This is a genomic window from Streptomyces sp. NPDC058796, from assembly GCF_042745235.1.
GTDB lineage: Bacteria > Actinomycetota > Actinomycetes > Streptomycetales > Streptomycetaceae > Streptomyces.
In genome coordinates, this window is record NZ_JBHYOP010000001.1 from 682,108 (window position 1) to 708,218 (window position 26,111).

18 protein-coding genes are annotated in these 26,111 nt (G+C 71.0%); 1 reads left to right on the plus strand and 17 read right to left on the minus strand.

Going from position 1 to position 26,111, the window contains the following annotated elements; genetic code table 11:
• Window positions 1–142: 142 nt before the first annotated feature.
• The 14 genes from ACFW47_RS03080 to ACFW47_RS03145 form a co-directional block, all read right to left on the minus strand.
• Entirely contained in the window at window positions 143–1,204 is a 1,062-nt protein-coding gene (locus tag ACFW47_RS03080; RefSeq protein WP_386278743.1) for an iron-containing alcohol dehydrogenase family protein, read from the minus strand.
• A 150-nt stretch (window positions 1,205–1,354) separates the two neighbouring features.
• On the minus strand, window positions 1,355–5,566 hold the full coding sequence (locus tag ACFW47_RS03085; RefSeq protein ID WP_386304548.1) for an Rne/Rng family ribonuclease: 4,212 nt from the start codon (window positions 5,564–5,566) through the stop codon (window positions 1,355–1,357).
• Between the two features lie 273 nt (window positions 5,567–5,839).
• A complete protein-coding gene (locus ACFW47_RS03090) occupies window positions 5,840–6,616 on the minus strand; it encodes a TIGR03936 family radical SAM-associated protein (RefSeq protein ID WP_386304549.1) in 777 nt (258 codons plus the stop codon).
• A 48-nt stretch (window positions 6,617–6,664) separates the two neighbouring features.
• A complete protein-coding gene (locus ACFW47_RS03095; protein WP_386304827.1) occupies window positions 6,665–7,750 on the minus strand; it encodes a hypothetical protein in 1,086 nt (361 codons plus the stop codon).
• Window positions 7,751–7,812: 62 nt separating this feature from the next.
• Complete coding sequence (locus ACFW47_RS03100) at window positions 7,813–9,756, minus strand: TIGR03960 family B12-binding radical SAM protein (protein ID WP_386278737.1); 1,944 nt, start codon at window positions 9,754–9,756, stop codon at window positions 7,813–7,815.
• 118 nt (window positions 9,757–9,874) lie between these two features.
• Window positions 9,875–11,074, minus strand: coding sequence for a rod shape-determining protein RodA (gene rodA, locus ACFW47_RS03105; protein WP_386278735.1), 1,200 nt, complete (start codon window positions 11,072–11,074; stop codon window positions 9,875–9,877).
• On the minus strand, window positions 11,071–13,386 hold the full coding sequence (mrdA, locus tag ACFW47_RS03110; RefSeq protein WP_386304551.1) for a penicillin-binding protein 2: 2,316 nt from the start codon (window positions 13,384–13,386) through the stop codon (window positions 11,071–11,073). The genes rodA and mrdA overlap by 4 nt, the downstream gene beginning before the upstream one ends.
• Before the next feature lie 107 nt (window positions 13,387–13,493).
• Window positions 13,494–14,165 carry a rod shape-determining protein MreD gene (gene mreD, locus ACFW47_RS03115; RefSeq protein WP_386278731.1) on the minus strand — a complete coding sequence of 224 codons (672 nt, stop codon included), beginning with the start codon at window positions 14,163–14,165 and terminating at the stop codon, window positions 13,494–13,496.
• Between the two features lie 13 nt (window positions 14,166–14,178).
• On the minus strand, window positions 14,179–15,171 hold the full coding sequence (mreC, locus tag ACFW47_RS03120; RefSeq protein WP_386278729.1) for a rod shape-determining protein MreC: 993 nt from the start codon (window positions 15,169–15,171) through the stop codon (window positions 14,179–14,181).
• Between the two features lie 166 nt (window positions 15,172–15,337).
• Window positions 15,338–16,357, minus strand: coding sequence for a rod shape-determining protein (locus tag ACFW47_RS03125; RefSeq protein WP_030381728.1), 1,020 nt, complete (start codon window positions 16,355–16,357; stop codon window positions 15,338–15,340).
• A gap of 337 nt (window positions 16,358–16,694) precedes the next feature.
• Entirely contained in the window at window positions 16,695–17,108 is a 414-nt protein-coding gene (gene ndk / locus ACFW47_RS03130) for a nucleoside-diphosphate kinase (protein ID WP_386278726.1), read from the minus strand.
• Window positions 17,109–17,254: 146 nt separating this feature from the next.
• The gene (locus ACFW47_RS03135) at window positions 17,255–17,611 is read right to left on the minus strand and encodes a DUF4233 domain-containing protein (RefSeq protein WP_386304554.1); all 357 of its coding nucleotides are present in this window, start codon (window positions 17,609–17,611) and stop codon (window positions 17,255–17,257) included.
• Window positions 17,612–17,620: 9 nt separating this feature from the next.
• Window positions 17,621–19,144 (minus strand): bifunctional folylpolyglutamate synthase/dihydrofolate synthase, encoded by a 1,524-nt coding sequence (locus tag ACFW47_RS03140; RefSeq protein ID WP_386304555.1) that lies wholly within the window; start codon window positions 19,142–19,144, stop codon window positions 17,621–17,623.
• A gap of 168 nt (window positions 19,145–19,312) precedes the next feature.
• On the minus strand, window positions 19,313–21,937 hold the full coding sequence (locus tag ACFW47_RS03145) for a valine--tRNA ligase (RefSeq protein WP_386304556.1): 2,625 nt from the start codon (window positions 21,935–21,937) through the stop codon (window positions 19,313–19,315).
• 138 nt (window positions 21,938–22,075) lie between these two features.
• On the opposite strand from ACFW47_RS03145, the gene ACFW47_RS03150 reads away from it, so the two are divergent.
• A complete protein-coding gene (locus tag ACFW47_RS03150; RefSeq protein WP_386304559.1) occupies window positions 22,076–23,023 on the plus strand; it encodes a hypothetical protein in 948 nt (315 codons plus the stop codon).
• A 66-nt stretch (window positions 23,024–23,089) separates the two neighbouring features.
• On the opposite strand, the gene clpX is transcribed toward ACFW47_RS03150, so the two are convergent.
• The 3 genes from clpX to ACFW47_RS03165 all read right to left on the minus strand — a co-directional run bounded on the left by clpX (window position 23,090) and on the right by ACFW47_RS03165 (window position 25,937).
• A complete protein-coding gene (gene clpX, locus ACFW47_RS03155; RefSeq protein WP_043372961.1) occupies window positions 23,090–24,376 on the minus strand; it encodes an ATP-dependent Clp protease ATP-binding subunit ClpX in 1,287 nt (428 codons plus the stop codon).
• Between the two features lie 191 nt (window positions 24,377–24,567).
• Window positions 24,568–25,248, minus strand: a complete 681-nt coding sequence (locus tag ACFW47_RS03160; protein ID WP_386278716.1) for an ATP-dependent Clp protease proteolytic subunit — start codon at window positions 25,246–25,248, stop codon at window positions 24,568–24,570.
• Between the two features lie 83 nt (window positions 25,249–25,331).
• Window positions 25,332–25,937, minus strand: a complete 606-nt coding sequence (locus ACFW47_RS03165; protein ID WP_073723932.1) for an ATP-dependent Clp protease proteolytic subunit — start codon at window positions 25,935–25,937, stop codon at window positions 25,332–25,334.
• Window positions 25,938–26,111 lie beyond the last annotated feature (174 nt).

Here is a 26,111-nt window from a genome sequence, read left to right on the forward strand (position 1 = left end):
CGGTCCCGGCCCGCGAGGGCCCGCACCCGGAGGGAATGAGGTTTACGGGAATGTGACGCGTCAGTCGACACGCCGACGGTCAAGGTTACGGGGCCGCATGACAGGGGTCAAACCGGGCCGGCCCCGGTCACCCGGCGGCGCCTCAGCCGGCTACCGACGCGACGTACTCGGCGTACGCCTCCTTGGTCCGCTCCGGCGACATGTCGAGGTGCTCCAGGACCGTGTACCGGCCCGGCCGGGTCTGCGGCGCGAACTCCACGGCACGCACGAACTCGTCGTCGCCGAACCCGATCTCCTCGGCCACCACCGGCAGCCCGTGCCGGCGCAGCGTCCGGGCCATCAGCAGCGAACCGTCGCGGTCGCCCCGCAGGAACGTCGCGAAGGCCGCGCCGATGCCCACCTGCTCGCCGTGGGAGGCCGCCCGCCTCGGGTACAGCAGGTCGAGCGCGTGGCTGATCTCGTGACACGCACCGGACGAGGGCCGGGTGTGCCCGGCGATCGTCATGGCGATACCCGACAGGACCAGGCCCTCGGTCAGCACCGTCAGGAAACCGTCGTCGCCGCAGCCGCCGGGATGGCGCAGCACCGCCTCGCCGGCCTGCCGGGCCAGGGCGGCGGCGAGACCGTCGACCTTCTCGCCGCCCACGCGGTGCGCCAGCTCCCAGTCGGCCACCGCGGAGATGTTGGAGACCGCGTCGCCGATCCCGGAGCGTACGAAGCGGATCGGCGCCTCGCGGATCACCGCGAGGTCGACGACGAGGGCGATGGGCGTCGGCACGCCGTACGAACCGCGGCCCGCGTCGTTGTCGAGTATCGACACCGGTGAGCAGATGCCGTCGTGGGAGAGGTTGGTGGCCACGGCGACCATGGGCAGGCCCACCCGGGCCGCCGCGAACTTGGCGCAGTCGATGACCTTGCCGCCGCCGAGGCCGACGACCGCGTCGTAACGGCCCGACTTCATCCCGTCGGCCAGCCGCACGGCGTCGTCGATCGTGCCGCCGCCGACCTCGAACCAGTCGGCACCGGGCAGGGACGGCTCCAGTCTGCGGCGCAGCCGTGCCCCCGAGCCGTCGCTGATCGCCACGGCGAGGCGGCCGGAGCGGGAGATCCGCTCGTCCGCCAGGACGCCCGCGAGGTCGTCGAGTGCGCCCGGCCGGATGTCCACGGCGAGCGGCGAGGGAATGAGCCTCGTCAGTACCGGCACGTGATCTTGTCTCCTCACGGGGGGGATCGGTGACTGCCCGGTGATGATGCGCGCGGTCACGTCCGGGGAAACGTGTGGTCCTGCCCGATCGGATTCCGAACGGACAGGACCACACGTTTTGCGACAGTTACCGGATCAGACGGTGCCGGTTCAGCCCTCTTCGGTGGCGGCCGTGACCGAGGACGGGCTCTGCTGAGCGGCCGCCGCGGTCTTCTTCGACGCCGTCTTCTTGGCCGTGGTCTTCGCCGTGGCCTTCTTGGCGGTCGTCGTCTTGGCCGCCTTCTTGGCGGTGGCCTTCTTCGCCGTCGTCGTCTTCTTGGCCGCCGTCTTCTTGGTGGCGGCCTTCTTCGCCGTCGCCTTCTTGGCCGTCTTGCGGGCGGCCGCCTTCTTGGCCGGAACGGCCTCGTCGGCGGTCTCCGCGCCCTCCTCGGCCTGCGCGTCCGGGGCCGCGTCCGGAGCCGGGGCCGACGGGACGACCACGACGGCCGTCTCCTCGGGCGCGGTCGGGGCGGTGGCCTTGCGCACGGCACGCCGGCGCGGACGGGCCGGCGCGGCGCTCTCGGCGGGCTCCGCGGCCACCGGGGCCTCGGCTGCCGTCTCGGCGGGGGCCTGCGGCTGCTCGGCCTGCGCGGTCTCCGCGACCGTCACGACGGCGGCCTCGGCACCCGCGGGTGAACCGGCCGGTGCGGTCACCTTCCGGGTGGCCCGGCGGCGGGTGCGGCCCTTGGGCGCGGCCTCCTCCGTGGCCGGGGCCTCGGGGGCCGGGGCGCCGGAAACCGCGTCCTCGACGGCGGCGGGCTCGGCCAGCACCTCGGCGGCGGGCTCCCGCACGACGGGACGCTCGGCCTCCTCGGCGGCCGTGACGTCCTGCGCGGTGGGCACCTGGGCGGCGGCCGGGCTCTCGCCCGTGGCGGCCTTCGGGGCACCCGCCGGGGCGGACGCCCGACGGCTCGTGCGGCGCCGGCCGCGACCGCGCGTGGCGGCGGCCTCGGCCTCGGCGGCGCTGCTGTACAGCTCCTCGTCCGGGGTGAACTCGGGCGCCGGAAGGGCGACCGGCTCGGCCACCTCGGCGGCGACCTCGGACTCGGTCTCCGCCTCCTGCTCCGCCGTCGGGCCGGTCTCGACGCCGGCGACCGCCTCGTGCTCGTGCGGCTGCTCGGCGCCGGCCCGCGCCCGCTTGCGGCGCTTGCCACCGCCGCCACCGGCGGCGGACGTCGGCTGGTCGAGGTGGACGATGACGCCGCGGCCGTTGCAGTGGACGCAGGTCTCGGAGAACGACTCCAGCAGACCCTGGCCGACGCGCTTGCGGGTCATCTGGACCAGGCCCAGCGAGGTCACCTCGGCGACCTGGTGCTTGGTCCGGTCCCGGCCCAGGCACTCCAGCAGGCGTCGCAGCACCAGGTCCCGGTTGGACTCCAGCACCATGTCGATGAAGTCGATGACGATGATGCCGCCGAGGTCGCGCAGCCTCAGCTGGCGCACGATCTCCTCGGCCGCCTCCAGGTTGTTCCTGGTGACCGTCTCCTCGAGGTTGCCGCCCTGACCGGTGAACTTGCCGGTGTTGACGTCGATGACGACCATCGCCTCGGTCCGGTCGATCACCAGCGAACCGCCGCTGGGCAGCCAGACCTTGCGGTCCAGCGCCTTGGCGAGCTGCTCGTCGATCCGGTACGTGGCGAAGACGTCGACCTCACTCGTCCACTTGGACAGCCGCTCGGCGAGGTCCGGCGCCACGTGCGACACGTAGCCGTGGATGGTCTGCCAGGCGTCGTCGCCGCTGACGACGACCTTGGAGAAGTCCTCGTTGAAGATGTCCCGCACGACCCGGACGGTCATGTCCGGCTCGCCGTACAGCAGCGTGGGCGCGCCGGAGCCGCCGCCCTTGGCCTTCTTCTGGATCTCCTCCCACTGCCCCTGGAGCCGCTCGACGTCGCGGCGCAGCTCGTCCTCGCTCGCGCCCTCGGCGGCGGTGCGCACGATGACGCCCGCGTCCTCGGGAACGATCTTCTTCAGGATGGTCTTGAGGCGGGAGCGCTCGGTGTCGGGCAGCTTGCGGCTGATGCCGGTCATCGAGCCCTCGGGCACGTAGACCAGGTAGCGGCCGGGCAGCGAGACCTGGCTGGTCAGGCGGGCGCCCTTGTGGCCGATCGGGTCCTTGGTGACCTGCACGAGGACCGACTGGCCGGACTTCAGGGCGGACTCGATGCGGCGCGGGCCGTTGGCCATGCCCAGCGCCTCGAAGTTGACCTCACCGGCGTACAGGACGGCGTTGCGGCCCTTGCCGATGTCGATGAAGGCGGCCTCCATCGACGGCAGCACGTTCTGCACCTTGCCGAGGTACACGTTGCCGACGTACGAGGTGGCCTGCTCCTTGTTGACGTAGTGCTCGACGAGCACGCCGTCCTCCAGGACGCCGATCTGGGTGCGCTCGCCGTGCTGGCGGACGACCATGACGCGCTCGACGGCCTCTCGGCGGGCCAGGAACTCGGCCTCGGTGATGATCGGCACACGGCGGCGGCCCTGCTCGCGGCCCTCGCGGCGGCGCTGCTTCTTGGCCTCCAGACGCGTGGAGCCCTTGATGGACTGCACCTCGTCGGACGGCTCGGGCTTCGGGCGGGGCTCGCGGACCTTGACGACGGTGCGCTCGGGGTCGTCGGCGGACGCGTCGGCCTCACCGGAACCGTCCCCGGCCCGTCGACGGCGGCGGCGCCGGCGACGGCTGCTGCTGGAGCCGCCGCTCTCGCCGGAGGACTCGCCGTTCTCCTCGGCGTCCTCCTCCGCCTGCTCGGCGGTGTCCTCGGCGTCCTGGACGGCCTGCTCGGCGGCGACGTGCTCGATGTCCTCGGCGCCCTCGCCGTTCTCCCCGTCGGCGGCGTCGCCGCGACGGCGGCGACGGCCGCCCCGGCGCCTGCGGCGGCGCGAGCCGGACTCCTCGGAGCCCTCGGCGTCGTCCTGGTCCTCGCCCGACTCGTCGGCGTCGGTGTCGGTGTCGGCGTCGGCGTCGGTGCCGGCCCGGTCCTCCGGCTCGTCCTGCGCGGCGGCGGGGGCGGTGGCCCGCTCCTCGGTGCTCTCCTCGGCGGCTCCCCGGCGGCGACGACGGCGGCGCGACCCGGCGGGCTGCTCCTCCGGGAGCTCCTCGGTCTCCTCGACGTCCTGCGCCGGTGCGGCCCCGGCCGCTTCGGCGGCGGCCTCGGCCGCGGCCCGCTCGGGCGTCTGGAACTGGGGCTCGGCGAAGACGGGGGCCTGGAAGACGGCCACGGCCGGACGCGACGGCCGCTTGGGGGCGTCCGCCTCCTCGGAAGCCGCGGCGGCGCTCTGGGCGGGCGCGGCGAAACCGGTGGCGGCCTTGCGGGTGGACCGGCGGCGCGCACGGCGCGGAGCGGCGTCCTCGGCGGGCTCGGCGGAGGTCTCGGGTGCCGGGGCGGCCTCGGCGGCGGGCGCGGGCTCGCTCACGTCGGCGCCTGCCTCGGCGACCGGCTCGGCAGGGGCGGACACGCGCCGCGTGGCACGACGCCGGGTACGACGGGGAGCGGCGTCCCCGGCGGTGTCGTCGACGGCTTCCGCCTGCGGCGCGGTGGCGGGCTCGGCGTCCGTGGCCGAAGCGGAGGCGTCGGTCTCGGCGGCCGGCTCGGCGGGCGCGGTGACCGTACGCGTGGCACGACGACGACCACGGCGCGGCGCGGCGTCCTCGGCGGCCGGCTCGGACGCGGCGGCCGGCTCCGACTGCGCGGAGGCGTCGGTCTCGGCGGCCGGCTCGGCGGGCGCCGTCACCGTACGCGTGGCACGACGACGACCACGGCGCGGCGCGGCGTCCTCGGCGGCCGGCTCGGACGCGGCGGGCTGCTCGGGCTGCGCGGAGGCATCGGCCACGGCGGGCACGGTCTCGGCGGGCGCGGTGACCGTACGCGTGGCACGACGACGGCTACGGCGCGGCGCGGCGTCCTCGGCGGCCGGCTCGGACGCGGCGGGCTGCTCGGGCTGTGCGGGGGCCTCCGTGGCGGGAGACGCCGGAACGACGGTCTCGGCCGCCTCCGCCGACGCCGGGGTCCCGGCGGGCGAGGAGGCACGGCGCACGGCACGGCGCCGCGGACGGCCCGCGGGCGCGGGCTCAGCAGTCGCCCCGGCGGCCTCGGTGACGGCCTCGTCGGCCGCCGTCTCCACCTCGTCGGCCTCGACGGCCTCGGGCGTCGCATCCGCCGGCGCGACGGTCTCCGCCGACGACGCGGAAGCGCCGGACGGCGGGCCGGCCGGGCGGGAGGCGGCCCTGCGCCGACGGCGCGGCGGCAGGGTGTCGCTGGGGGTGTTCGACTCGGTGTCCGTCGAGGTGGTCGCGGACCCGGTGGGTTCGGTCGGTTCGAGCATGCGGGGGTTTCTCCCGTCAGGCTCCCGGGCGCCGCGCCTGGTCCGGCGTCGACAGGTCGACCGCCGGTGACGTCCGCGGCTCGCGCTGGTGCGCGGTCGCCGCCGTCCGGGGCGCGGGCGCCGCTCGGAAGCTCTCGTGTCTTGTCTCGCCGGTTCCGTACCCCTTGTCGTGCACGGCCTGGCGAAAGTCTTGTGGTCGGTGCGCTGCCCGACCCAGGTGGCTCCCGAGTTCGAGGGCGGCGCTACGACGTCCGTCCCTGAGCGGAACCTTCCTTACGCCGACGCCTTCGCGGCGGCGGAAGCGGCGGCCGGTTGCGGCTCGGGCGCTTCTGCCTCGCGGTCGGGCGCGAGCGGGTCGGTCACCGCACCGGTCTCTTCATCGAACAGCCCCTGCGCCAGCCTGGTCACCGCTGCGGGGACCGGCGGCGCCAGGTCGGCCACGGCGCGAAGACCGGACAGGACGTCGTCGGGTCGTACGGCAGGCGTCACGTGCCGAACAACCAGCCGCAGTATCGCACAGGGCTGGTCGGTCGGCCTATCAGCCGGCGAACCGTGCGTGGTGACGCTCTCGAGGTGCGCGACGGCGGAGCGGGCGTCGAAGGTGCGGACGCCGTTCTTGGTCCGGCGCTGGACCTCCACCGCCGGGGCCGAGTTGAACGCCGCCACGGCACGCTCGGCGTCCGCCGGCTCCAGACCGGCCAGCCGCAGCTCCCACACGGAGGCCGTCAGCCGGTCGGCGAGTCCGGAGGTCCGAGCCTGAACCGCGTCGACGATGTCGAGCCCGGCGGGCAGGGACTCGTCGAGGAGTGCCCTGAGCCGCTGCGGGTCCCGCGCCTCGGTGAGCGCGATCTCCAGGTATTCCGCCTCACTGCCCGTGCCGGTGGGTGCGGCATTGGCGTACGACACCTTCGGGTGCGGAGTGAACCCCGCCGAGTACGCCATGGGCACCTCGGCGCGGCGCAGCGCACGCTCGAAGGCGCGCTGGAAGTCACGGTGGCTGGTGAACCGGAGGCGGCCGCGCTTGGTGTAACGCAGACGGATGCGCTGCACCGCGGGTACGGGCGGCGGGCCTTCGGGCTGTCGCTTGCCCAGTGTCGTTCAGTCCTTCGTGAGAGCGGTCGTACTGCCATCAAGAGTACGTGCCTCGGAGCCGGATGGTTCCCGGCGGTCCGCCGGCAGTGCCCGCTCCGGCTCTCCGAACAGCGTCCGCCGCAGGTCGGCGCGGGCCTGCCGGACCGACAGCCGGGCGGAGCGGAGCGCCTGCCGGCCGGCCCTCCGGGCATCGCGCGCCGCCTCCGCGACGGGCCGCAGGACGGTGTCCCGCACGGCGTGCCCCACCGGCGTGAGCACACTCCGGTACACCCACCGCGCCGGTTCGGCGACGGTCCACCGGAACAGGGTGCCCAGCGCCCGTCCGACGGCGCGCGAGACGTACCCGGCGACGCGCCAGGCGTGCCCGAGCGCGTCCAGGACCTCCCGGCCGATGACGGCGAGCACCCGGCCGACCGGCGCCAGCACCCACCGCCACGCGGCGAGGGCGGGCAGCACGAGCAGCACCCGGGCGGTCCAGTACAACACCACGCCGACGCCCGTGACGGCCTGGCCCAGACACCAGACCACTGACCTGCCGCACCAGGCCAGCCCGCGCCCGCACCAGGCCAGCAGATGCCCGGCCGGCGTCAGCACCCAGGCGTAGAGCCACGCGGCGGGCACGACCACGAGACACCGCGTCAGCCAGGCCAGACCGGCGTACAGCCCCCGCCCGACGGCAGCGAGCACCGCGCCCACTCCCCGGCAGAACCAGGCGGTCGCGTGCCCCACCGGCGTCAGTACCCACCGGTACACCCACACCGCCGGCACGACGAGCAGCACGTTCCCCAGCCACCCCGCGCCCTTGGCCACCGGCACGACGACGTACCGCCACAGGCCGACCAGCGGCCACACGAAGACGGCCCGCCCGGTCCACGCCAGCGCCCGCCCCACCGGCCGCCCCACCGTGTCCAGCAGGAACCGCCCGGCGACGGCCAGCGCGTCCCACGCCATCCGCACCGGCAGGACCAGCACCAGGACGACGATCCGCACCGGCAGCCGGACCGCGACGACGAGACAGCCCTCTCCGTCCGTCCGGGGCCCCGGTTCCCGTGCCGGGCTCTCGCCGGCGGACGCCTTCTCCAGATCGACCATGTCCACGAAGACGCCGCGGGGACCCGTTCGGATCCCCGCGGCGTCGGCCGGGTCGCGTACCGCTACTTGACCACCGTCAGGGGCAGCAGCTTCTTGCCCGTCGGGCCGATCTGGATCTCCGTGTCCATCGCCGGGCACACCCCGCAGTCGAAGCACGGCGTCCAGCGGCAGTCCTCGACCTCGGTCTCGTCGAGGGCGTCCTGCCAGTCCTCCCAGAGCCAGTCCTTGTCGAGGCCCGAGTCGAGGTGGTCCCAGGGCAGGACCTCCTCGTAGCCGCGCTCGCGCGTGGTGTACCAGTCGACGTCGACGCCGAAGGGCGCGAGGGCCTTGTCGGCGCAGGCCATCCAGCGGTCGTAGGAGAAGTGCTCGCGCCAGCCGTCGAAGCGGCCGCCGTCGTCGTAGACGGCGCGGATGACGGCGCCGGTGCGGCGGTCGCCGCGGGAGAGGAGGCCCTCGACGATGCCGGGCTTGCCGTCGTGGTAGCGGAAGCCGATGGAGCGGCCGTACTTCTTGTCGCCGCGGATCTTGTCGCGGAGCTTCTGCAGGCGGGCGTCGGTCTCCTCGGCGGACAGCTGCGGCGCCCACTGGAAGGGGGTGTGCGGCTTGGGGACGAAGCCGCCGATCGACACCGTGCAGCGGATGTCGCCGGAGCCGGAGACCTCGCGGCCCTTGGCGATGACGCGGGTGGCCATGTCGGCGATCTGGAGGACGTCGTCGTCGGTCTCGGTGGGCAGGCCGCACATGAAGTACAGCTTCACCTGGCGCCAGCCGTTGCCGTATGCCGTGGCGACGGTCCGGATGAGGTCGTCCTCCGAGACCATCTTGTTGATGACCTTGCGGATGCGCTCGGAGCCGCCTTCGGGGGCGAAGGTGAGCCCGGAGCGGCGGCCGTTGCGGGTCAGTTCGTTGGCCAGGTCGATGTTGAAGGCGTCGACACGCGTGGAGGGCAGGGAGAGGCCGATCTTGTCGTCCTCGTAACGGTCGGCGAGGCCCTTGGCGACGTCGGCGATCTCCGAGTGGTCGGCGGAGGAGAGGGACAGGAGGCCGACCTCCTCGAAGCCGGTCGCCTTCAGCCCCTTGTCGACCATGTCGCCGATGCCGGTGATGGAGCGCTCACGCACCGGGCGGGTGATCATGCCGGCCTGGCAGAAGCGGCAGCCGCGGGTGCAGCCGCGGAAGATCTCGACCGACATGCGCTCGTGGACGGTCTCGGCGAGCGGGACGAGCGGCTGCTTGGGATAGGGCCACTCGTCGAGGTCCATGACCGTGTGCTTGCTGACCCGCCACGGAACACCGCTGCGGTTCGGTACGACGCGGGCGATGCGGCCGTCGGGGAGGTACTCGACGTCGTAGAAGCCGGGGACGTAGACGCCGCCGGTCTTCGCCAGGCGCAGCAGCAGCTCCTCGCGGCCGCCGGGGCGGCCCTCGGCCTTCCAGGCCCGGATGATCGCGGTGATCTCCAGGACAGCCTGCTCGCCGTCGCCGATGACCGCGCAGTCGATGAAGTCGGCGATCGGCTCCGGGTTGAAGGCCGCGTGTCCGCCGGCCAGGACGACCGGGTCGTCGATGCCGCGGTCCTTGGCCTCCAGCGGGATGCCCGCGAGGTCCAGGGCGGCCAGCATGTTGGTGTAGCCCAGCTCTGTGGAGAAGGAGAGGCCGAAGACGTCGAAGGCCTTCACCGGGCGGTGGCTGTCGACGGTGAACTGCGGGACGGAGTGCTCCCGCATCAGCGCCTCCAGGTCCGGCCAGACGCTGTAGGTGCGCTCGGCGAGGACGCCCTGCTGCTCGTTCAGCACCTCGTAGAGGATCATGACGCCCTGGTTGGGCAGGCCGACCTCGTAGGCGTCCGGATACATCAGGGCCCAGCGGACGTCACAGGATTCCCACTCCTTGACCGTGGAGTTGAGCTCTCCGCCGACGTACTGGATCGGCTTCTGCACATGCGGGAGCAGAGCTTCGAGCTGCGGAAAAACAGACTTCACAGACTCGGCGGCTTCGGCAGGCATCTCACGGAACCTTCGTGTGCTGACAAGGGGGACCATCCAGCCTAACCCGGCCCGGATGGTCCCCCGTACCGCTCGTCCCGTCCGCCTCGCGGGCAGAGGCCGCCCTACGCCTGCGCCGCTACGCCGACATCGGTTTCTGCACGGTGATCGACTGGAGGAGTCCGATCGCCATCCACACCGCGAACATCGACGAACCGCCGTACGACACGAAGGGCAGCGGCAGGCCGGTGACCGGCATGATGCCGAGGGTCATGCCGATGTTCTCGAAGATCTGGAAGGCGAACCAGGCGACGATCCCCGCGGCGACGACCGTCCCGTAGAGGTCGGTGGTCTGGCGGGCGATCTTGCAGGCGCGCCAGAGGACGACGCCGAGCAGGGCGATGATGAGGCCGGCACCGAGGAAGCCCAGTTCCTCGCCGGCGACCGTGAAGACGAAGTCGGTCTGCTGCTCCGGGACGAACCGGCCGGTGGTCTGCGAGCCCTCGAAGAGGCCGGAGCCGGTCAGGCCGCCCGAGCCGATGGCGATGCGGGCCTGGTTGGTGTTGTAGCCGACGCCCGCGGGGTCGAGTGCCGGGTTGGCGAAGGCGGCGAAGCGGGCGATCTGGTAGTCGTCCAGGATGCCGAGCTGCCAGACGGCGAGGGCGCCGGCGGTTCCGGCGCCGAGGAGTCCGAAGACCCAGCGGTTGGAGGCGCCGGAGGCGAGCAGCACGCCCAGCACGATGATGACCATGACCATGACCGACCCGAGGTCGGGCATGAGCATCACGATCAGCATCGGCACGGTGGCCAGGCCGAGGGCCTGGAGGACGGTCTTGTGGTCGGGGTGCGGCCGGTCCCCCGCGTCGACGCGGGCGGCGAGCAGCATCGCCATGCCGAGGATGATCGTGATCTTCACGAACTCCGAGGGCTGCAGGGAGAAGCCGCCGGGGAGCTTGATCCAGGAGTGGGCGCCGTTGATGGTCGAGCCGAGCGGCGTGAGCACCAGCAGGATCAGGAACACGGAGGCGCCGTAGAGGACCGGCACGGCGGTGCGCAGGGCGCGGTGGCCGAGCCAGACGACGCCGACCATCAGGGCGAGCCCGATGCCGGTGTTCAGCAGGTGGCGGGTGAGGAAGTAGTACGGGTCGCCCTGGTTGAGTTCGGTGCGGTTGCGGGTCGCGGAGTAGACGAGCAGGGAGCCCATCAGGGAGAGCGCGACGCAGGCCAGCAGTATCGGCCAGTCGAGCCGCCGTGCCATGCCGTCCCGGGCGAAGACCCGGGTCCAGCCGGCCTTCTCGGGTCCGTATCCGGAGACCTGGAAGCTGTTGGCGCCGGTCATGCGTGTGTCCTCCGGCTTCCGTGGCCGGCCGCGGTGCGCCGGCCGGGTCCACGACCGCGGCCGCGGCCGCCGCCGCGTCGCCGGTGGCGGCGGGTGTCGCGGTTGTCGCCGTTCTGGGTCGGCGTCGTGGCGCCCTGCTGCTGTTCGTCGATGGGGGCGTACTCCTCCTCCGGGGAGGCCTTCTCGTCGGGCAGGAGGTCCTTGACGATGTCTTTGGGGATCTTCGGTGCGGGGATGGTCCCGTCGGCCTTGATCGCCGGCAGCTTCGCCTGCGGCTTCGGCAGCAGCGCCTTCTTGGGGTCGATCTCCCCGTCGTCCGAGACGCCGTAGAGCGCGTCGTAGATGTTGCGGACGGCGGGACCGGAGGCACCGGAGCCCGTGCCGCCCTGGGAGATCGTCATGACGATCGCGTACTCGTCGGTGTAGGTGGCGAACCAGGAGGTGGTCTGCTTGCCGTGGACCTCTGCGGTACCGGTCTTGGCGTGCATCGGGATCTCGTCCTGGGGCCAGCCGACCTGGGCGAACCGCCAGGCGGCGGTGCCGCGCGTGGCGACGCCCGCGAGGGCCTCGTCCATCTGGGCGAGGGTGGTCTTGCTTATGGGCAGCTTGCCGTGCGCCCGGGGCTCGATCGCCTCGACGTCCTTGCCGTCGGGGCTGACGATCGCCTTTCCGATGGTGGGGTCGTAGAGGGTGCCGCCGTTGGAGATGGCCGCGTAGATGGTGGCCATCTGGATGGGCGTGGTGAGGGTGTCGCCCTGGCCGATGGAGTAGTTGATGGCGTCACCGGCGCGCATCTTGTTGCCCTCCAGGCAGCCCTCGTACGCGAGCCTCTCGACGTAGGAGCCGTCCTTCTTGCCGGACTTGCACCAGGCGTCCTTGTTGGCCTCCCAGTAGTCCTGCTTCCACGCGCGGTCGGGGACGCGGCCGCTGACCTCGTTGGGGAGGTCGATGCCGGTCTTCTTGCCGAGGCCGAACTCGTGGGCGGCCTTGTAGAAGTAGTCGTTGGGGTTCTTGGGGTTGTTGCCGCCGTCCTTCTTCCACTCCTGGTGGGCGAGGCGGTAGTAGACGGTGTCGCAGGAGAGTTCCAGGGCGCGGCCGAGGTCGATCGAGCCGTAGCTGGCGGACTCGTAGTTCTTGAAGACCTGGCCGCCGACGGAGTAGGAGCTGGAGCAGTCGTAGCCGCCGTTGAAGTCGTAGCCGGCCTCGACGGCGGCGGAGGTGGAGACCACCTTGAAGATGGAGCCGGGGGCGGCCTGGCCCTGGGTGGCCCGGTTGAGCAGCGGGTAGTTGGAGTCCTTGCCGGTGAGCCTCTTGTAGTCCTTGGCGGAGATGCCGCCGACCCAGGCGTTGGGGTCGTACGTCGGGTTGGAGGCCATGGCGACGACGCGGCCGGTCTTGGCCTCCATCACGACGACGGCGCCGGCGTCGGCCTTGTAGTTCTCGCCGGTGTTGTCGTCGTAGACCTTGCGGGCCTCCTTCATCGCCTCGTTCAGCTCGTACTCGGCGACCCGCTGGACGCGGGCGTCGAGGCTGGTGACGAGGTTGGAGCCGGGCACGCCGGGGTCGGACTCGGCCTCGCCGATGACGCGGCCGAGGTTGTCGACCTCGTAGCGGGTGACCCCGGCCTTGCCGCGCAGCGCCTTGTCGTACTGGCGCTCCAGGCCGGAACGGCCGACCTGGTCCGAGCGCAGGAACGGCGAGTCGGTGTCCTCGGCCTTCTTGATCTCCTCGTCGGTGACCGGGGAGAGGTAGCCGAGGACCTGGCCGGTGTTTGCCTTGCCGGGGGCGGCGTAGCGGCGTACGGCCATGGGCTCGGCGGTGATGCCGGGGAAGTCCTCGGCGCGCTCGCGGATCTGGAGGGCCTGCTTGGGGGTGGCCTCGTCGGTGACGGGGATCGGCTGGTAGGGCGAACCGTTCCAGCAGGGCTGGGGGGTCTCGGCGTCGCAGAGCCGGACCTTGTCCATGACTTCCTTGGGCTCCATGCCGAGGACGCCGGCGAGCTTGGTGAGGACGGCCTTGCCGTCGTCCTTCATCTTCAGCAGGTCGGTGCGGGAGGCTGAGACGACCAGACGTGCCTCGTTGTCGGCGAGGGGGACCCCGCGGGCGTCCAGGATCGAGCCGCGGGGTGCGGGCTGGACGACCTGCTGGACGTGGTTGCCGGACGCCTCCGCGGCGTATTCGTCGCCCTGGCGGATCTGGAGGTACCAGAGCCGGCCGCCGAGGGTGGCGAGGAGGGAGAGGACGAGGACCTGGATGACGACGAGCCGGGTCTGGACGCGTGTGCTGCGGCCGGTCTCCGGAATGTTAGTCATGGGCGTAGCCCATTCCGTTGAGGGTGGTGGTGGGCGACGGGCGGGAGTTGGTCACCGTGTCTGCCTCCCCCTGGTGAAGTGCGTGCTCCTTGTGTGCTGCCGCGTCGTCACAGCCGCTTGACCCCCTTGATGCGTCCGGCCCGGGCCACCCGGGCCCGCGCCGCCTTCACCCGAAGTCCGTTGCGCTGGCCGCCGATGCGCAGGCCGGTGCCGCCGGAGAGCCAGCCGGAGGAGATGTCCGGTTTCTGGCCGGCGGCGTTGGTGTCGGCCAGCGGGTCGTTCTCCGCGCGTCTGGCCAGCGCCATGATGCCGGGGACGACGAAGGGCGCGAGCAGCAGGTCGTAGAGGGCGGCGGTGAACAGCAGGCCGGGCAGGCCGACATGGCGGGCGGCGGTGTCACCGACGAGGGCGCCGACGCCCGCGTAGAGCAGGGTGGTGCCGAGGGCGGCGACGACCACGACGGCCATGGGGCCGGTGGCCGACCTGAGCCGGCCGTTCTCCGGTTTGGCGAGGCCGGCGAGGTAGCCGATGACGCAGAGCACCAGGGCGTAGCGGCCGGCGGCGTGGTCGGCGGGCGGTGCGAGGTCGGCGAGGAGTCCGGCGCCGAAGCCGACGAGGGCGCCGCCGACGTGGCCGTAGACCAGGGCGAGGCCGAGGACGGTGAGCAGCAGCAGGTCGGGTACGGCGCCGGGCAGGTGGAGGCGGGCGAGGACGCTCACCTGGATGACCAGGGCGACGACGACGAGGGAGGCGGAGAGCAGGATCCGGTTGACGCGCATGGGGTGAAAGCTCCTACTGCTCGTTCTGCTCGGACTGCTGGTTCTGCGCGGTCCCGCCGTCCTGGGCCTGACCGTCCTGGGCCTGGCCGTCGGGGTCGGCTCCGGGGGTCGCGGTCACCGTGACGGTCGGCGTGGGCTTCGGCTGCTTCTTCTCCGGGAGCACCGTGTCGCGCGGGTCCTTCTGCGGACCCTGGACCACGATGCCGACGATGTCGAGCTTGGTGAAGCTGACGAACGGCGTGACCTCGAGCCTGCGGGTCAGGTCGCCGCCCGAGGGGTCGACCCGGGAGACGGTGCCGACGGGGACGCCGGGCACGAACGGCTTGTCGGCCTGGGAGCCGAAGGTCACCAGGCGGTCGCCCTTCTTGACCTGGGCCTTGCCGTTGAGCAGCTCGACGCTCAGGGGGCGGCCGCCCTGACCGGAGGCGAAGCCGAGTTCGTCGCTGCCCTCCATCCGGGTGCCGACCGTGAAGTCGGGGTCGTTGGCGAGCAGCACCGTGGCGGTGTTCGGGCCGACGGTGGTGACGCGGCCGACGAGGCCGTCGCCGTTGAGCACCGTCATGTCGCGCTCGATGCCGTCATTGGCGCCCGCGTCGATGGTGATCGTCCAGGAGAAGCCCTGCGCGGCTCCTATGGCGATGACCTGGGCGCCCTTGATGCCGTACTGGCCGGCGCCGGCCAGCCCGAGCATCTTGTCGAACTGCTTCAGGCGGCTGCGGCCGCGCTCGTCGCTGCCGAGCTTCGCCTTCAGGGCCGCGTTCTCCGTCTCCAGTGCGGCGAGCCGGTCGTGGCGGTCGCCGGAGTCACGGACGGCGGAGATCGCGTTGCCGATCGGGTCGACCGCGGACGACACCCCGTTCTCGATCGGACCGAAGACTCCGGCCGCGGCCTGCCGGGCACCGTCGACCGGTGAGTCCTCCCCGCCGCGGATGTCCACCGTGATCAGCGCGAACGCGATGGCGATCAGCAGCACCAGGAGCAGCCGGCTCTCTTTCGTGTCCCTCACGTGCGGCGGCCGTGCCTTCCTCGTCGAATTCGACAATTACGTGGCGGTGTTCAGGAATTCAGGGGATTCGGTACGTGCGGTACGAAACGCGCGGTACCAAGCCTCTATATCAACGATCCGCCGCACGAGAGGAGATCGTCTCGTACGGCGGAACCGAAGTGTTACGTCATCTGCGGGGCTGGGCGTCCAGCACCTGCTGGAGCGCCTCGAACTCCTCGACGCACTTGCCGGAGCCGAGCGCCACGCTGTCGAGCGGGTCCTCGGCGATGTGGATCGGCATTCCGGTCTCCCGGCGCAGCCGCTCGTCGAGCCCGCGCAGCAGCGCGCCGCCGCCGGTCAGGACGATGCCCCGGTCCATGATGTCGCCGGACAGCTCCGGCGGACACTTGTCGAGGGTCGTCTTGACGGCGTCGACGATCGCGTTGACCGGCTCCTCGATCGCCTTGCGCACTTCGGCGGCGGAGATGACGACGGTCTTGGGCAGCCCGGAGACGAGGTCCCGGCCGCGGATTTCGGTGTGCTCGTCGGAGTCGAGGTCGTACGCCGAACCGATCGTGATCTTGATCTGCTCGGCCGTGCGCTCACCCAGGAGAAGGCTGTACTCCTTCTTCACGTGCTGGATGATCGCGTTGTCCAGCTCGTCACCCGCCACGCGGATGGACTGGGCGGTGACGATGCCGCCGAGCGAGATGACCGCGACCTCCGTGGTGCCGCCGCCGATGTCGACCACCATGTTGCCCGTGGCCTCGTGGACCGGCAGGCCGGAGCCGATGGCTGCGGCCATGGGCTCCTCGATGATGTGCACCTGTCGGGCGCCGGCCTGGGACGACGCCTCGATGACGGCGCGGCGCTCGACGCCGGTGATGCCCGAGGGCACACAGACGACGACCCGCGGACGAGCCAGATACCGCCGCTTGTGGATCTTCAGGATGAAGTAGCGGAGCATCCGCTCGGTGATCTCGAAGTCGGCGATGACGCCGTCCTTCAGCGGGCGCACGGCAACGATGTTGCCGGGCGTGCGCCCGATCATCTTCTTCGCTTCGGCGCCGACCGCGAGGATGCCACCGGTGTTGGTGTTGATCGCGACGACGGACGGCTCGTTGAGTACGATCCCGCGACCCCTGACGTACACCAGCGTGTTGGCGGTCCCGAGGTCGACAGCCATGTCACGGCCGATGAACGACATTGAGTTCCCCATCAGGATTCGACTGGCCTTCCCAGGAGCTTTTGAGGGCTTTTCAGGTAGGCGAAGTGGGTGCAGTGACGCGTGGAGGCTTCCATCGTAGACGCGCTTTCGCGAACACTGCGCGAGGGTCTTCGCCATTGTCAGCAGATGGCGCACCGCCTCGCTTGTGGAGACGGGCGAACGGAGGCATCCGTTCCCCCGAACAGGCGCGCATATGCCACAGGGCGGTCGCTTTTACGCGACCGCCCTGGTCCGCAGCGGGCCATTCGGCTGACGCGGCGTCAGAAAAAAGACGCGTCCGGCGTGTCCGGACGGAGGCGTCGAGGCCTGTCGAGCCTCAGACCCGGCCCGGGAAGAAGATCTTCAGCTCGCGCTCGGCGGACTCCTCGGAGTCAGAGGCGTGGATCAGGTTCTCCCGGACGATGACGCCGTAGTCCCCGCGGATGGAGCCGGGGGCGGCGGCGATCGGGTCGGTCGGACCGGCCAGCGCGCGCACACCCTCGATGACCCGCTCGCCCTCGACGACCATGGCGACGACCGGGCCGGACGACATGAACTCGACCAACGGCTCGTAGAAGGGCTTGCCCTTGTGCTCACCGTAGTGCTGCTCCAGCGTCTCGGTGTCCAGGGTGCGCAGTTCCAGCGCGGTGATCTGCCAGCCGGCCTTGCGCTCGATACGGCTGATGATCTCGCCGGTCAGGCCGCGACGGACGGCGTCGGGCTTGAGGAGGACGAGGCTGCGCTGGGTCACGGGGGCTCCTTGGAATATGCGGGTGTGCTGTTGTGCGCACGTCGCGTACGGGTGATGCGCGTGCGGGGGGGCGACGGTGCGAACGCCGCGTCGCACGAATTGATGACAGAGGTTACCGGGCGTGTCGCGCCGCCCGTCACGCAGCGTCAGACGGCATCGGGCGCGGCGGCATCGGCCTGCGCGGCGAACCTCGCCTTCGCCTCGTCGATCTTCCGCCCGTAGTGCACCGACGCCCACCACAGGGCGGCGAAGACCGCCCCCAGGAAGAACATGGTCGGCACCACGAAACCGGACGCGATCAGCGCGATCTGCAGGGCCCAGCCGAAGGCGATGCCGCCCGGCCGGGTCACCACGCCGCACAGCGCCACGCACAGGAACATGGCGATGCCGCTGACCGTCCACACCGTCCCCATGGACAGGTCCGGGTCCTTCATGGCGACCAGCCCGGCGAAGCCGATGACGAAGAACTCGCCGATCAAGGTCGAAGCACAGAGCGTACGCACGGAAAATCCTCAGCCCTTCCCCAGCAGCAGCCGGGCCTCGCCGACGGTGATGACGGAACCGGTGACGAGCACACCGCCGCCCGCGAACTCGCCCTCCTCCTCGGCCAGCGTGATCGCGGCCTCCAGGGCGTCCGGCAGCCGCGGCTCGACCTGGACGCGGTCCTCGCCGAAGACCTCGACGGCGATCCCGGCCAGCTCGTCGGCGTCCATCGCCCGGTGGCTGGAGTTCTGGGTGACGACTACCTCGGCGAAGACCGGCTCGAACGCCTCCAGCAGCCCCCGTACGTTCTTGTCGCCGCTCGCGCCGACCACACCGATCAGCCGGCTGAACTGGAACGCCTCCCCCACCGCCTCGGCGGTCACCCGGGCGCCGGCCGGATTGTGCGCGGCGTCCAGCACCACGGTCGGCGAACGCCGCACCACCTCCATCCGTCCCGGCGAGGCGACGGCGGCGAAGGCCTTGCGCACGGTGTCGATGTCCAGCGGCTCGGGACGCTGCGAGCCGACGCCGAAGAACGCCTCCACGGCGGCGAGCGCGACGGCCGCGTTGTGCGCCTGGTGGGCGCCGTGCAGCGGCAGGTAGACCTCGGTGTACTCACCGCCCAGGCCCCGCAGCGTCACCAGCTGCCCGCCGACGGCGACCTGCCGGGCGACGACCCCGAACTCCAGCCCCTCTCGCGCGACGGTCGCGTTGACGTCCACGGCCTTCTTCAGCATGACCTGCGCGGCGTCCACCGGCTGCTGGGCGAGGATCAGGGTGGCGTCCTGCTTGACGATGCCGGCCTTCTCGGCCGCGATCTCGCCGGGCGTCTCACCGAGCCGGTCGGTGTGGTCCAGGTCGATGGGGGTGACGACGGCGACGTCCCCGTCGATGACGTTGGTGGCGTCCCAGGAGCCGCCCATCCCTACCTCGACGACGGCCACGTCCACGGGCGCGTCGGCGAAGGCCGCGTAGGCCATGCCGGTCAGCACCTCGAAGAACGACAGCCGGTACTCCTGCTGCCCGTCGACCATCTCGACGTACGGCTTGACGTCCTGGTACGTCTCGATGAACCGCTCGGCGGAGATCGCGGCGCCGTCCAGGCTGATCCGCTCGGTGATCGACTGCACGTGCGGCGAGGTGTACCGCCCGGTGCGCAGCTCGAAGGCGCCGAGCAGGGCCTCGATCATGCGGGCGGTGGAAGTCTTGCCGTTCGTCCCCGTGATGTGGATGGAGGGGTACGAGCGCTGCGGCTCCCCCAGCACGTCCATGAGCGCGGCGATCCGGGTGACGGACGGCTCCAGCTTGGTCTCGCCCCAGCGGGTGGCGAGCTCGGCCTCGACCTCGCGCAGCGCGGCGTCGACCTCGGGATCCTCGGGGCGCCCGGGGATGTCGGCCTGCGGCGGGCCGCCCTGGGTACGCAGGGTGCGGCTGCCGGCCTCGATGACGGCGAGGTCGGGGTCGCGGGTGGTCTCCGCCGCGATGATCTCGTCGAAGTCGTTGGCGGGGTCGGAGGGGTCGGGCTGGTCGTTCTGGCCGGGGATGTCGCTCACGGGGACAGTCTACGGAGGTCGGCCGACGGGGCGCCCACGGAGTGGGGTGGCTTGGGCTTCGCGGTGAGTGCGGCGGCGTTGTGGCTGGTCGCGCAGTTCCCCGCGCCCCTGGGTGATGAAGGTCCCCGGCGCGGAATGCTCCGGGGACCTTCATTGACGTACCGGCGTCTACGCCTGCGGCAGCTTCTCCAGCTGGGCCTGGATGCGGGCGATGTCCTCGTCCGCCTTGGCCAGCCGCCCCCGGATCTTGTCCACGACGTGGTCCGGCGCCTTGGCGAGGAACGCCTCGTTGCCGAGCTTGCCGTTGGCCTGGGCCTTCTCCTTCTCGGCGGCGGCGAGGTCCTTGGCGAGGCGCTTGCGCTCGGCGGCGAAGTCGATGACACCGGAGAGGTCGAGGGCGACCTCCACACCCGCCACCGGCAGCGTCGCCGTAGCCGTGAAGGCGTCACCCTCCGGCTGGAGCCGCAGCAGCTGCCGGACGGCCGCCTCGTGAGCGGCGAGCGCGCTGCCCACGAGGGTCAGCCGGGCCGGAACCCGCTGCCCGGGCTGGAGCCCCTGGTCGGCGCGGAACCGGCGGACCTCGGTGATGACGGACTGGAGCGTCTCGATCTCCCGCTCGGCGTCGGCGTCCCGGAATCCGGAGTCCGACGGCCACTCGGCGATGACGACCGACTCGCCACCGGTGAGCGTCGTCCACAGCGTCTCGGTGACGAAGGGGACGACCGGGTGCAGCAGCCGCAGCGTGACGTCCAGGACCTCGCCGAGGACGCGCTTGGAGACCTCGGCCGCCTCGCCGCCCGCCTGGAAGGTGGTCTTGGACAGCTCGACGTACCAGTCGAAGACCTCGTCCCACGCGAAGTGGAACAGGGCGTCGGAGAGCTTCGCGAACTGGTAGTCCTCGTAGTACGCGTCGACCTCGGCGACGACCGAGTTCAGCCGCGACAGGATCCACCGGTCCGTCGCGGACATCTTCGACGCGTCCGGCAGCGGGCCCTCCACCGTCGCGCCGTTCATCAGCGCGAAGCGGGTGGCGTTCCAGATCTTGTTGGCGAAGTTCCGGGAGCCCTGGACCCAGTCCTCGCCGATCGGGACGTCGACGCCCGGGTTGGCGCCGCGCGCGAGCGTGAAGCGGAGCGCGTCGGAGCCGTACTTGTCCATCCAGTCCAGCGGGTTCACGACGTTCCCGAAGGACTTGGACATCTTCTTGCCGTTCTGGTCACGAACCATGCCGTGCAGGGCGATGGTGTGGAACGGCGGGGTGCCGTCCATCGCGTAGAGGCCGAACATCATCATCCGGGCGACCCAGAAGAAGAGGATGTCGTAGCCGGTGACCAGGACGGAGTTCGGGTAGAACTTCGCGAGCGAGTCGGTCTGCTCCGGCCAGCCCAGCGTGGAGAACGGCCACAGGCCGGAGGAGAACCAGGTGTCCAGGACGTCGGAGTCCTGGTACCAGCCCTCGCCGCTGGGCGGCTCCTCGTCGGCGCCGACGCAGACGACCTCGCCCTCCGGGCCGTACCAGACCGGGATGCGGTGGCCCCACCACAGCTGGCGCGAGATGCACCAGTCGTGGAGGTTGTCGACCCAGTCGAAGTAGCGCTTCTCCATCTCCTGCGGGTGGATCTTGACCTTGCCGTCGCGGACGGCGTCACCGGCCGCCTTGGCGAGCGGGCCGACCTTGACCCACCACTGCATCGACAGGCGCGGCTCGATGGTGGTCTTGCAGCGCGAGCAGTGGCCGACGGAGTGGACGTAGGGCCGCTTCTCGGCGACGATCCGGCCCTCGGCGCGCAGCGCGGCGACGATGGCGGAGCGGGCCTCCAGCCGGTCCAGGCCCTGGAAGGGGCCGTGGGCGGTGATGACGGCGTGCTCGTCCATGACCGCGATGGCGGGCAGGTCGTGGCGCTGGCCGATCTCGAAGTCGTTCGGGTCGTGGGCGGGCGTCACCTTGACGGCGCCGGTGCCGAACTCGGGGTCGACGTGCTCGTCGGCGACGACCGGGATGGAACGGTCGGTCAGCGGCAGCTTGATCAGCTTGCCGACAAGGTGCTTGTACCGCTCGTCCTCCGGGTGGACGGCGACGGCGGTGTCACCGAGCATCGTCTCGGCACGGGTGGTGGCGACGACGATGGTCTCGTCCCCGTCCCCGTACTTCATGGAGACCAGCTCGCCGTCGTCGTCCTGGTACTCGACCTCGATGTCGGAGATGGCCGTCAGGCACCGGGGGCACCAGTTGATGATGCGCTCGGCGCGGTAGATCAGCTCGTCGTCGTAGAGGCGCTTGAAGATGGTCTGGACGGCCTGCGACAGGCCCTCGTCCATCGTGAACCGCTCACGCGACCACGCGACGCCGTCTCCCAGGCGCCGCATCTGCCCGCTGATCTGCCCACCGGACTCGCCCTTCCACTGCCAGACGCGCTCGACGAACGCCTCCCGGCCGAGGTCGTGCCGGGACTTGCCCTCCTTGGCCAGCTCCCGCTCGACGACGTTCTGCGTGGCGATGCCGGCGTGGTCCATGCCGGGCTGCCACAGCGTCTCGAAGCCCTGCATCCGCTTGCGGCGGGTCAGGGCGTCGATGAGCGTGTGCTCGAAGGCGTGCCCCAGGTGCAGGCTGCCGGTGACGTTCGGCGGCGGGATGACGACGGTGTACGGCGGCTTGTCACTGTCCGCGTCGGCCTCGAAGTAACCCCGTTCTACCCAGCGCTCGTACAGCTTCCCCTCTACCTCGGCCGGCGTGTACTGGGTCGGCAGTTCGGTGGTGGGCGCGGGCTGCGGCTGCTGAGAGTTCTCGGTCACGGGGGTCAGTTTACGGGCGTCACGACCGTGTCCCGAAACGCGTTTCGTTTGTAACGGTGCGGCCCCCGGTGACCTGCGCACGCCATGCCTGCGTCAGGATGTCAGCACCACGTAAGCGTCTGGAGGGGAACCCAGAAAATGAGTCACAACCAGCCGGGCCCGTACGGCGGGCAGCCCCAGCAGCCCGGACCGTACGGCCAGCCGGGACCGTACGGCCAGCAGCCGCCGCAGGCCCCCCAGCCCGGCTACGGCTACCCCCAGCAGACGCCTCCCCCGCAGCCGGGCTACGGCTACCCTCAGCAGCCCCAGCAGGGCGGCGTCCCGCCGCAGCAGCCGCCGTACGGCCAGCAGGCCCCGTACGGCCAGCAGCCCTACGGCATGCCCCAGCCCCCGGCGCCGGGCGGCGGGAAGAAGAAGACGGGTCTGATCATCGGCGCGGTCGCCGTCGTGGCCGCGATCGGCGTGGGGGCGTACTTCGTGTTCGGCGGCGGCGGTGGCGGCGGCTCGGACATCGCGGACGACGGGCCGCACAAGCTGACGACTCCGGCGACGGTGCTCGGCGAGTACAAGAAGGGCGAGAGCGACAGCGGCACCATGGACGCGAGCGACCTGAAGGACGCCGAGTCCTGGGGAGTGAAGGACGCCAAGGACGTCAGCGCCTCGTACTCGACCGAGAACGAGGACAACCCGCTGGCCAGCAAGCAGATGATGTTCGCCGGTGTCTACGGCACCATCGACGACCCCGAGGCAGCCGTCGACGCGATGTTCGCCCACATGAAGAAGGAAAGTGAGAAGGGCGGCAGCGACGAGGACATCACGATGCAGGGCGACCCCAAGGAGTACAAGCCGGACTCCCTGGAGGGCGCGATCATCAAGTGCCAGGAGGCAGAGGTCGACAACTCCAACGGCAGTGCGAACGAGCCCAAGAAGATGAACATGACGTACTGCATCTGGGGCGACCACAGCACGCTGGGCTGGGTCATGCCGATGGACATCCTCGACATCGCGGCCGGAAAGAAGCCCGACCCCGCCGCGTCCGCCGAGATCGCCGCCAAGCTCCGCAAGGAGGTCCGCGTCAAGGCCTGACGGAGACGCGCGACAACGCGGAAGGGGCCCGGTCGGTCGACCGGGCCCCTTCCGTATGGCTGTCGGCTACGCCGTCTTCTGCTCCCCCGAACCCCGCCCCCGCGAATCCCGCGGAATCAGCGTCGGGTTGACGTTGGAGAGGACCACGTCGGCCGTGATGACGACGCGGGCGACGTCCTTGCGGGACGGGACCTCGTACATCACGCCCTGGAGGACTTCCTCCATGATGGCGCGCAGGCCGCGGGCGCCGGTCTGGCGGAGGATGGCCTGGTCGGCGATGGCCTCCAGGGCCTCGCGCTCGAAGTCCAGCTCCACGCCGTCGAGTTCGAAGAGGCGCTCGTACTGCTTGACGAGGGCGTTGCGCGGCTCGACCAGGATCTGGAGGAGCGCCTCGCGGTCGAGGTTGTGGACCGAGGTGATGACCGGGAGGCGGCCGATGAACTCGGGGATCATGCCGAACTTGACCAGGTCCTCCGGCATGACCTGCTCGAACTGGTCCTTGGACTCGACCTCGCGCTTGGAGCGGATCTGCGCGCCGAAGCCGATGCCCTTGGCGCCGGCCCGGCCCTCGATGATCTTCTCCAGGCCCGCGAAGGCGCCGCCCACGATGAACAGGACGTTCGTCGTGTCGATCTGGATGAACTCCTGGTGGGGGTGCTTGCGGCCGCCCTGGGGCGGGACCGAGGCCGTGGTGCCCTCCAGGATCTTCAGCAGGGCCTGCTGGACGCCTTCGCCGCTGACGTCACGCGTGATCGACGGGTTCTCGCTCTTCCTCGCGACCTTGTCGATCTCGTCGATGTAGATGATCCCGGTCTCGGCCTTCTTGACGTCGTAGTCGGCGGCCTGGATCAGCTTGAGCAGGATGTTCTCGACGTCCTCGCCGACGTACCCCGCCTCGGTGAGCGCCGTGGCGTCGGCGATCGCGAAGGGCACGTTCAGCATGCGGGCGAGGGTCTGGGCGAGGAGGGTCTTGCCGGAGCCCGTGGGGCCCAGCAGGAGGATGTTGGACTTCGCCAACTCGATGGCGTCGTCACGGCCCTGGGCGCCGCCGTTCTCGCCGGCCTGGACCCGCTTGTAGTGGTTGTACACCGCGACGGACAGGGCCTTCTTGGCGGCCTCCTGGCCGACCACGTAGCCCTCGAGGAACTCGTAGATCTCGCGGGGCTTGGGGAGCTCCTCCCAGCGCACCTCGCTGGTCTCCGCCAGCTCTTCCTCGATGATCTCGTTGCAGAGGTCGATGCACTCGTCGCAGATGTACACACCGGGCCCTGCGATGAGCTTCTTGACCTGCTTCTGGCTCTTGCCGCAGAACGAGCACTTGAGCAGATCGCCGCCGTCACCGATGCGTGCCACGGTGTGCTTCCCCTTCGCCTGGGAGACGCCTGGCCGCCGACGTGACGTCAACGGCCGGCGGACTCCTGGTGCTGCCTTATGTCCGACGGTACCTTGCCGGGCCCCCCGTCCGGGCCCCCCTTGGCACGGTTCGCTTTGACGTGAATCGCGTCAAACCATGCCAAGGAGCGGCAGACGATACAGCCTCCCGCCTAGCGGAGAGAGGAGTTGTCCATCTTCCGGGTGGTGATGATCTGGTCGATCAGGCCGTACGCGAGCGAGTCCTCGGCCGTGAGGATCTTGTCGCGCTCGATGTCCTCGCGGATCTTCTCGACCGGCGTGGTGGAGTGCTTGGCCAGCATCTCCTCCAGCTGCGAGCGCATCCGCAGGATCTCGTTGGCGGCGATCTCCAGGTCGGAGACCTGGCCGCGGCCGGTCTCGCTGTACGGCTGGTGGATCAGGATCCGGGCGTTCGGCAGCGCCATGCGCTTGCCCGGCGTGCCGGCGGCCAGCAGGACGGCGGCGGCGGAGGCGGCCTGGCCCATGCAGACCGTCTGGATGTCCGGCTTCACGTACTGCATCGTGTCGTAGATGGCCGTGAGAGCCGTGAAGGAGCCGCCGGGGCTGTTGATGTAGACCGAGATGTCCCGGTCGGGGTCCATCGACTCCAGGCACAGCAGCTGCGCCATGACGTCGTTGGCGGAGGCGTCGTCGATCTGGACGCCGAGGAAGATCACGCGCTCCTCGAAGAGCTTCGCGTACGGGTCGTACTCGCGCACGCCCTGCGAGGTGCGCTCGACGAAGCGCGGGATCACGTAGCGGGACTCGGCGGTCGGGCCGGTGTACTCGGCGCGCGTGCGGTCGTACAGGCCGCTGCCGGGGAAGTCGTTCACTGTGTCTCCTGGGAAGGGGCTGAGGCGTCGGCTGGGGGCGGGCTGGGGCGCGCTCCTGGGGCCCGCTGGGGCCCGCGGAGGGCTCAGGCCCCGGTGCCGCCGCCGCCCGGCATACCGGCGGCCGTGGGGATGACGTCGTCGATGAGGCCGTACTCCTTGGCCTCGAAGGCGTCGAACCAGCGGTCGCGGTCCGAGTCGCGGGTGATCTGCTCGACCGTCTGGCCGGTGTGCTGCGAGGTGAGCTCGGCCATGCGCTTCTTGGTGTGCAGCAGCCGCTCGGCGTGGATCTTGATGTCCGAGGCCGAGCCGGCCAGGCCGGCGGAGGGCTGGTGGATCAGGATCTCGGCGTTCGGGAGCGCGAAGCGCTTGCCCGGGGTGCCGGCGCTGAGCAGGAACTGACCCATGGAGGCCGCGAGACCCATGGCGATCGTCACCACGTCGTTCTTGATGAACTGCATGGTGTCGTAGATCGCCATGCCCGCCGTGATCGAACCGCCCGGGCTGTTGATGTACAGGAAGATGTCCTTGTCCGGGTCGGCGGCAAGGAGCAGCAGCTGTGCGGTGATCTTGTTGGCAATGTCGTCGTCGACCGGCTGGCCGAGGAAGATGATCCGCTCGTTGAGCAGCCGGTTGTAGACCTGGTCGCCGAGGCCACCACCGATGGAAGGCTCGCCGGCGGCGGAGGGCATCAGATTCGTCACGTAATCCACCTGCTCGTCTTACGACGGCGCCGGGCCGTCTCACGTTTCCCTGCGGGGCTGGAGCCGCTTTCGGGGACTCCCCTGCCCTCGTATTCATGGACCCTAACGCGCAGGGCCTGCGGCGCCATCCCGGTTCCGCGGGTGTTCGCCGGGGGCGTAGCG